Consider the following 8,132-nt stretch of genomic DNA (forward strand, 5'->3'; position numbering starts at 1 on the left):
GTTCCATGACCGAGAAACGACCCGACGCCTCCACGGATCCCTGGGCGGAGATCCGCCCCTATCAGGATGACGAGGTCGCCGAGGTGCTGTCGCGCCTGGCCCACGACCCCGAACTGCTGGATGCCCTGACCCGCTTCCGCCTGCCGCGGCTGTCGCGGTTCATGCCCAGCCTGTCGCGCACCCTGGCCAGCCTGGCGATCCGCCGCGAGGTGCGCGGCGTGTCCAGCGTCCACGACTTCCAGATGCGCATCGCCCACTACATGGAGCGGATGATCCGCACCACCACCGACGACTTCCGTGCCGACGGCCTGGAGGCGCTGGATGACGACACCGCCTACCTGTTCATCGGCAACCACCGCGACATCTCGCTGGACCCGGCCTTCGTCAACTATGCCCTCTACCTGGCCGGCCGGGCGACGGTGCGCATCGCCATCGGCGACAACCTGCTCAAGAAGCCCTATGTCACCGACCTGATGCGCCTCAACAAGAGCTTCATCGTGCCGCGCAGCGCCCGCGGCAAGCGCGCCATGCTGGCGGCCTACCAGCGGCTCTCCGGCTACATCCGCCACTCCATCACCGAGGACAACCACTCGATCTGGATGGCCCAGCGCGAGGGGCGCGCCAAGGATGGCATCGACCGCACCGACCCGGCCATCATCAAGATGATGACCATGTCGCGCCGCGCCGAGGACCGCGAGGTCGGCGTCGGCGAGGCCATCCGCGAGCTGCGCCTGGTGCCGGTGTCGATCAGCTACGAGTATGACCCCTGCGACGTGCAGAAGGCCCGCGAGCTCCACGCCCTGCACACCAGCGGTAACTACGCGAAGGGCCAGTTCGAGGACATCCAGTCCATCGTGGCGGGCATCACCGGCCACAAGGGCCGCGTCCGGCTGACCTTCGGCACGCCGCTGGCCGCCGACTTCGACGGGGCCGAGGCGGTGGCCGCCGAGATCGACCGCCAGGTGCTGGCCGGCTACCACCTCTTCCCCAGCCACTACCTGGCCCTGGAGGCCCTGGGCGATGCCCCGGAGCTGGTGGACCCGAGCGGCATCACCGACGCGGACCGCGCCCGTTTCCGGGCCAGGCTCCAGCAGGTACCGGCCGAGCTGCGCGACTGGTGGCTGGCCCAGTACGCCAACCCGGTGCGCAACAAGGCCGGACGGATCGGCGACTGACCCACGACGAGGGCACCATGGGCCACTCCCACGCACACCACCCCCTTCCCCCGGACCGCGGCGCCCAGACCCGCGAGGCCCACAAGGTCACGCTGATCGGGGCGCTGGTCGACTTCGTGGTGGGCGTGGCCAAGATGGTCGCCGGCTTCATGGTCGGCTCGGCGGCCCTGGTAGCCGACGGCATCCACTCCTTCTCCGACATCCTCACCGATGTCTTCGTGCTGGCGGCCACCCACTTCGGCCGCCAGGCACCCGACAGCAACCACCCCTATGGCCACGGCCGCATCGAGACCCTGGCCACCCTGTGGCTGGGCAGCGTACTGATCTTCGTCGCCGGGGGCATCGCCTGGGCCAGCGTGACGCGACTGATTGCCGGCGAGCCGATTCCCGCGCCCGGCCTCTGGGCCATCGGCATCGCCGTGATCGCCCTGGGGGCCAAGGAGTGGATCTTCCGCTACACGATGCGCGTGGCCAGGCGGGTGAATTCCCGGCTGCTGGAGGCCAACGCCTGGCACTCCCGCTCCGATGCCCTCTCCACCGTGGTGGTGCTGGTCGGCCTGGTCGCCGCCCAGTTCGGCGCCGGCTGGATGGATGCGGTGGCCGCGGTCATCGTCGGCGTGATGGTCGGCCAGGTCGGGGGGCGGCTGCTGTGGGAGTCGAGCCAGGAGCTCATCGATACCGCCCTGCCCGGGGAGGAGCGCCGCGAGATGCAGGCGGTGGCCGAGCGGGTGCCCGGGGTCAGGGGAGTACACGACCTGCGTACCCGCACCCTGGGCAGCCACGCCCTGCTCGACCTGCACATCGTCGTGCCCCCGCGAGTGACGGTCTCCGAGGCCCACGAGATCGGCAACGCCGTGACCCGCCGGCTGCGCGAGGCCTTCCCCCGCCTGTCCGATGTCACCTTCCATATCGACCCCGAGGATGACTCGGGGGAGACGGAGCACAGCCTGCGCCCCGGCCTGCCGCTGCGCGGCGATGTGGAGGGGATGCTCGACGAGACCTGGCGCAACGTAAGCGTCTGGCATGCCCGGGTCGCCCTGGACCTGCACTACCTGGACAACCAGGTGGACGTCTCGATCTTCGTCAACGCGCTGCCGGACGGCCAGAGTCTGGACGAGGCCGCCGACGAGCTGCGCCGGGCCGCCCTCCCGCTCGGCTGGGTCGGCCGGCTGCGCGTCTGGCAGGGGCCCGGCAAGGGATGAGACGCCTCAGGCATTCGCATGAGGCGCCCGCTGCGCCTAAACTTTAGTCATTGCCGAACCAGCCGAGCTTCCGGATGCCACGACCGCCACCGCATCACCCCGTGTCGCCCGGCCGCCGCCGTTTCCTGGTGGGGCTGGGCGGCCTGCTGCTGGCGACCGGGCTGGGGCTACGCCCGGGCCTCGTCGATGCCAACCTCGACCCCTCGCGCCTTCGCCAGAGCATGCAGCGCCGCTACGGCCAGGGTGGCCTCGCCGTGCTGGAGGAGTGGTTCGCGCTGCTCGACCGCCTGCGGGGCGCCGACCTGCAGACCCGGCTGCGCGAGGTCAACGCCTTCTTCAATCGCCGCGTGCGCTGGGTGGACGACATCGACAACTGGGGCGCCGAAGACCACTGGGCGACCCCCCTGGAGACCATGGGCCAGGGCCAGGGGGACTGCGAGGACTACTCCATCGCCAAGTACGTGACCCTCAAGCAGCTCGGCGTGCCCGGCCAGCAGCTGCGCATGATCTACGTGCGCGCGCGCATCGGCCGCAGCCAGATCACCCAGGCCCACATGGTGCTGGGCTACTACGAGACGCCGGGGGCCGAGCCGCTGATCCTCGACAACCTGGTGCCCTCGATCACGCCGGCCTCCCAGCGCACCGACCTCGACCCGCTGTTCAGTTTCAACAGCCAAGGCCTCTGGGCGGGGGGCAGCGAGCAGTCCCGGGCCGACCCGCTGGCCCGGCTGTCGCGGTGGCGCAGCGTGATCGAGCGCATGCGTGAACAGGGATTCATCTAGGAGACGACCATGTCGCTAATCAAGCAGCTCTGGCTGACCATCGTGGTACTGCTGTTGCTGGCCTTCGGCGGCAGCCTGTTCATCGGCGTGAGCACCAGCCGCCACTACATCGAGCAGGAAGTGCAGATCAAGAACGCCGACAACGCCAACGCCCTGGCGCTGTCGATGAGCCAGCTCGACAAGGACCCGGTGACCATCGGCCTGCTGATGGCGGCCCAGTTCGACACCGGCCACTACCGGCTGATCGAGCTGCGCGACCCCGCGGGCGAGATCATCGATCGGCGCGAGGGCAGTGAGCGGGTGGAGGACGTGCCCAGCTGGTTCGTCGACCTGGTGCGCTTCGAGGTCCCGCCCGGCCGTGCGGTGATCCAGGACGGCTGGCGGCAGTACGGCACCCTGGCCCTGCAGAGCCAGCACAGCTTCGCCTACCAGTCGCTGTGGCAGAGCACCCTGGCGCTGCTCGGCTGGTTCGCCCTGGCCGGGGCGATCAGCCTGCTGCTGGCCGCCTGGATCGTGCGCACCATCCGCCGGCCGCTGAAGGCGGTGGTCCAGCAGGCCCGGGATATCGGCGACCGGCGCTTCACCACCTCCGAGGAGCCCCGCACCCGCGAGCTCAAGGAGGTGGTCCAGGCCATGAACCAGCTCTCCGGCAGCGTGCGCGACATGCTGGGGCGCGAGAGCGAACGACTCGACCAGCTGCGCCGCCGGCTGCAGCACGATGCCGTGACCGGCGTGCTCAACCGCGAGGCCTTCCTCGGCCAGCTGCGCAACGGGCTGGAGAGCAGCGGCCGCCAGGCCAGCGGCACCCTGGCGCTGGTGCGCCTGGCGCGGCTGGGCGAGATCAGCGAGCAGCTCGGCCACGCCGATACCGACGCCCTGCTCAAGTCCCTGGCCGACAGCCTCGACCAGCTGGGCAAGGTGCGCGGCGACGGCGTGGCCGGCCGCCTGGGCGGCGGCGACTTCGCCCTGCTGCTGCCCGGCAACCTCGACCCGGCGACGGTCGGCCGCGACATCACCCAGCGCCTCCAGCTCCTGAAGCAGGACGAGTCGCGCGTGAGCCTGGGGCTGCCCTCGGCGCTGATCGCCTACTCCCAGGGCGACCGGGCCAGCGCGCTGATGGCCAGCCTCGACGGGGCGCTGGCCACCGCCGAGAACCGTGGCGACCTCGCCCAGCTGGTCGCCGAGGGCCCCGAGCGCCTGCCGCTGTTCACCAGCCATGCGGAGTGGCGTCGGGCCCTGGAGGACGCCATGCAGACCGGTGTCTACCTGGGCCGCTTCCCGGTGCTGGACGGCCAGGGCCGCCTGCTGCACCTGGAGTGCCCCTCCCGGCTACGCCTCAAGGGCGAGTGGCGAAACGCCGGGGTGTTCATGCCGTGGATCTCGCGGCTGGAGCTCGACGCGGCGCTGGACATGGCGGTGGCCCGGGCCACCCTCAAGGAGATCGCCCGCCACGGCAAGCCGCTGGGCATCAACCTCTCGCCGGCCTCGGTGCGCAACGCCCGCTTCGTGCTGGACCTGCGTGCGCTGATGCACAGCCAGCGGGAGGCCGCCGCCAAGCTGTGGCTCGAGGTGCCGGAGTCCATGGTCATCCACGACCTGGAGAGCTTCCGCAGCCTGTGCCGCGAGCTGCAGCCCTTCGGCTGCCGGCTTGGCCTGGAGCACGTCGGCCGCGAGTTCCGGCGCATCTCCGACCTACAGGACCTGGGCCTCGCCTACCTCAAGATCGACGCCTCCCTGGTGCGCGGCGTGGACGCAAGCCCCGAGCAGCAGACCATCCTGCGCGGCATGGCCACGCTCTGCCACTCCATCGGCATCCTGGCCATCGCCGAAGGCGTCGACAGCCTGCAGGAGTCCGAGCTGCTCTATGAACTGGGCATGGACGGCGTCACCGGGCCGGGCGTTCGCCAGCACGACCGCCCCGGCGGCTAAGAACCTGTCTCCATGACGAAAAGCGCCGCCTGGCAATCAGCCAGGCGGCGCTGTTATGAACCTTCTTGTTGCAGGCGACGCTATTGTGAATCTTCTTGTTGCAGACGACGCTGTTTGTAGGAGGGAGACTCTGTCTCGCGACTGGAGGCCGAAGGCCTCCCGGGTAGCCATGGCACACACAAATATCATAAAACGAGTTGGCAGTCGGAGAGCCACCAAGGGTTTAGGCTACTGGTGGGAGCTGGGCTTTGCCCGGCGAATGGCGCCGAAGGCGCCCAAGCGGATAGCCCCCCTCCTCAGATCACCCCGCCCTCCTCGTCCTCGCCACTCACCAGGCGCAGGCCGTTCAGGCGCCGACGCAGCGACTGTCGCTCCATCACCTTCTGCTGGGCGGGCTCGGGCAGGTCGGTGAAGCTGATCACCCCCTTGTCCATCAGCACCTCGATGACGTCCTCCAGCACCCGCACGAAGGCGAGATCCGAGGCCTGGAAGTGCGCCTGCCCCTTTCCCGTCTCGCCTTCCATCAGGAAGGCCAGCAGCTCCGGCGAATCCGCCGCCAGGAATTCGCGGCAGTCCGGCGTTGCGTCCCGGCTGACCAGTTCGATGCGACCGTCGTCGTCGCGCTTGATGTACATGAAGGCTCTCTCTTCTGGCTATACCGTGCATGCTAGGCCAGATCGTCCAGCCGTGCAGCATGGTTGTCATGGTGCCGCATGGTGTGAAAGCAAGCGCCCGGCAATGCCGGGCGCTTCGTGGGAGTGGAAAGGGATTAGTCGATATCGAGCTGGCCGTTTTCGATGAGAGAGTTCAGATAATCGCTCGCGGAAAGGCCACCTGTATCAACGTTATTCAGAAGTATGGTTTGATCTGCTCCTGTAATCTCCCCATCCCCACCAAGAGACAGGCCCCCTGATGTGCTGATATGAAGCAGGATACCGCCCTCACTCTCCTCGGCGAGGATATAGTCATCCTGACCTGCATCTTGAGGCAAGCCACTCAAAAGTTCCGAGATTGTCAGCGTATCGCCTTCTCCGACTGAGAAGTCCATCACCACATCCTGAGCGGGTGAGTCTGTGGTCCCTTGGTCGCCATCCTGACCAAAGCTCCAGGCGAAAGTGTCGGCACCCGCACCGCCATACAAGATATCGTCACCAGCACCGCCGATAAGGATGTCGTCACCATCACCACCTCGTATCTCATTGTTACCGGAACCGCCTGCTAGGGCATTATTTTCCTCTGTGCCCATAATGACCCCAGAGTTTTGAGCCGTCAGCATGATTGACCCAGAAACATCATCCCCATCTGCATCTATCGCATCAAAATCAAAATTAATATCAGCAGCACCAATGTCATCAAGAACAAAAGTATTAATTCCGCTAACACCCATGCTTTGATTGGTTCCAGAAGCGGCCAACTCTATCTTGTCAACAAGAAGCCCATCTGGCGAAACAGGTAACGCAAAGAAACCTTCACTATCCAGATCGTCTGGAGTAATGCTTCCAGTTAAAGGAGAGCTTGCACCATTCGCATAGTAAATTGTATAGCTCACAATGCCTGTATCGAACTTATTGAAGCCTACTTGAGCAGTAAACACTTCGTTAGCTGCCCCACTGTCACCTGCGTCATCAAAATTCAATAGGATAGATTGCCCATCATTGAAATTAGCGGTTCCGACACCAAGCTGGTTATTATTAGCATTTACCAGTTCGCCACCACCGGAAGCAGTAATCTCTACCAGCCAATCTTTATTGGGATCAGAACCAAAGCTACCATCTTCGTAGATATAATAGGCGTCTTTTGGACCACCAGCACTCCCTTCAGCAACCGTATCTACATCAAGCCTAGATAAGTCAACAGGCGCATGCTGTATAAACGTATAGCTTCCGTCAAGTTTGGCCTCCATCGTAAATACCAGCGGCCCTCCATCACCGGCAGTCGCTGTAATCATGCTTGTTCCAAGCCCCGAATAGACTAATGGAACACCCCCAGAGGTCAAGGTGTTTGACTCGCTTCCAGTGAATTCAACACTCACACCTGTCAAGGTTACTTGGCCACCACCATCTGCTCCCATTTTGGCGAAAGTACCAAAAAGCAAGGTATCAGCGGTGTTCTGGAAGATTCCATCACGAATATCAAGCAGTGGCGCGTCATCAAACACCGTCACTTCCAGACTGGCTCCGGCAGCGGCCTGACCCAGTCCATCAGTGAAGGCGATCTCGTAGTTCACCAGCAGATCATCCAGCGGCGTGTCACCGTCCAGGTGCGCCTTGGCTTCGTTCAGCTCGAAAACGTAACTCACCGTCCACACGCCCGAGCCTGGCTCGGTCTCGCTGACATCGGTCACCCGCAGCACATTCTCACTGCCTTCCGACGCCGGGATCTCGATTGAGCCGCCCCCCCAAGCGCCGTCCGTCAGAAGCTCCACACCATCAATGGCCAGCGTACCCAAGCCTCCCGGCGCAGTAATGGTGAAGCTGCCGCTGGCGGTCAGCTGACCCTCACTGCTGCTGTAGTCAGTGCGCAGGGTGCCATCCGGCAGGTAGGCCTCGTTGACACTCAGCGTGCCATCTCCCAAGTCCAGCGTCGGCCCAGCGATATCGTCCACGGTGATGCTCAGTGTGGTCGTGGCCGTGTCGCCATCGGCATCGGTGATGGTGTAGGTGAAGGCGTCTACGCCGCCCGCTTCCAGCCCTGCCTTGGCGGTATACAGATAGCTGCCATCGGCATTGAGTACCAGAGTGCCGTAGGTTCCTTCAATCGCCACGCCAACATCACCGCTGACATCCTCGCCCTGATCACCAAACGCCACACCGGTAATCCAACCATTGCTCGGGCCGTCGGCGCCAATCTGGTCGCTCTTCAGCACACCGTCTTCTGCCGATACATCAAGGACAGCGCCTTCATCCACCGAATTGCTGTTCGGGTCAGCAAGGGGAGCATCGTCGACTACCGTCACTTCCAGACTGGCTCCGGCAGCGGCCTGACCCAGTCCATCAGTGAAGGCGATCTCGTAGTTCACCAGCAGATCATCCAGCGGCGTGTCA

General features: G+C 65.0%; 6 protein-coding genes. 4 read left to right on the forward strand and 2 right to left on the reverse strand.

All coding sequences use genetic code 11. From position 1 onward, the window contains the following. The first annotated feature begins 5 nt into the window (after positions 1-5). The 4 genes from BDK63_RS00225 to BDK63_RS00240 all read left to right on the forward strand — a co-directional run bounded on the left by BDK63_RS00225 (position 6) and on the right by BDK63_RS00240 (position 5,088). Positions 6-1,175, forward strand: a complete 1,170-nt coding sequence (locus tag BDK63_RS00225; RefSeq protein ID WP_183329302.1) for a 1-acyl-sn-glycerol-3-phosphate acyltransferase — start codon at positions 6-8, stop codon at positions 1,173-1,175. 17 nt (positions 1,176-1,192) lie between these two features. Beyond that, on the forward strand, positions 1,193-2,377 hold the full coding sequence (locus tag BDK63_RS00230) for a cation diffusion facilitator family transporter (protein ID WP_183329303.1): 1,185 nt from the start codon (positions 1,193-1,195) through the stop codon (positions 2,375-2,377). Between the two features lie 74 nt (positions 2,378-2,451). Continuing rightward, on the forward strand, positions 2,452-3,159 hold the full coding sequence (locus BDK63_RS00235) for a transglutaminase-like cysteine peptidase (RefSeq protein ID WP_183329304.1): 708 nt from the start codon (positions 2,452-2,454) through the stop codon (positions 3,157-3,159). Positions 3,160-3,168: 9 nt separating this feature from the next. After that, on the forward strand, positions 3,169-5,088 hold the full coding sequence (locus tag BDK63_RS00240) for an EAL domain-containing protein (protein ID WP_183329305.1): 1,920 nt from the start codon (positions 3,169-3,171) through the stop codon (positions 5,086-5,088). Positions 5,089-5,384: 296 nt separating this feature from the next. Here BDK63_RS00240 and BDK63_RS00245 read toward each other — a convergent pair whose 3' ends face one another. Both BDK63_RS00245 and BDK63_RS00250 read right to left on the reverse strand, forming a co-directional pair. Further along, on the reverse strand, positions 5,385-5,723 hold the full coding sequence (locus tag BDK63_RS00245; RefSeq protein WP_183329306.1) for a tryptophan synthase subunit beta like protein: 339 nt from the start codon (positions 5,721-5,723) through the stop codon (positions 5,385-5,387). A 134-nt stretch (positions 5,724-5,857) separates the two neighbouring features. Next, positions 5,858-8,132: type I secretion C-terminal target domain-containing protein (locus BDK63_RS00250; RefSeq protein ID WP_183329307.1), on the reverse strand; the 2,275-nt coding region annotated here is incomplete at its 5' end.

Source organism: Halomonas campaniensis (genome assembly GCF_014193375.1).
Taxonomy (GTDB): Bacteria; Pseudomonadota; Gammaproteobacteria; order Pseudomonadales; family Halomonadaceae; genus Halomonas; species Halomonas campaniensis.

Excerpts from the sequence above, each read along its gene's own strand:
- BDK63_RS00245 (WP_183329306.1), bottom strand. The coding sequence starts at position 5,723 with ATGTACATCAAGCGCGACGACGACGGTCGCATCGAACTGGTCAGCCGG.
- BDK63_RS00230 (WP_183329303.1), top strand. The coding sequence starts at position 1,193 with ATGGGCCACTCCCACGCACACCACCCCCTTCCCCCGGACCGCGGCGCC.
- BDK63_RS00225 (WP_183329302.1), top strand. The coding sequence starts at position 6 with ATGACCGAGAAACGACCCGACGCCTCCACGGATCCCTGGGCGGAGATC.
- BDK63_RS00240 (WP_183329305.1), top strand. The coding sequence starts at position 3,169 with ATGTCGCTAATCAAGCAGCTCTGGCTGACCATCGTGGTACTGCTGTTG.
- BDK63_RS00235 (WP_183329304.1), top strand. The coding sequence starts at position 2,452 with ATGCCACGACCGCCACCGCATCACCCCGTGTCGCCCGGCCGCCGCCGT.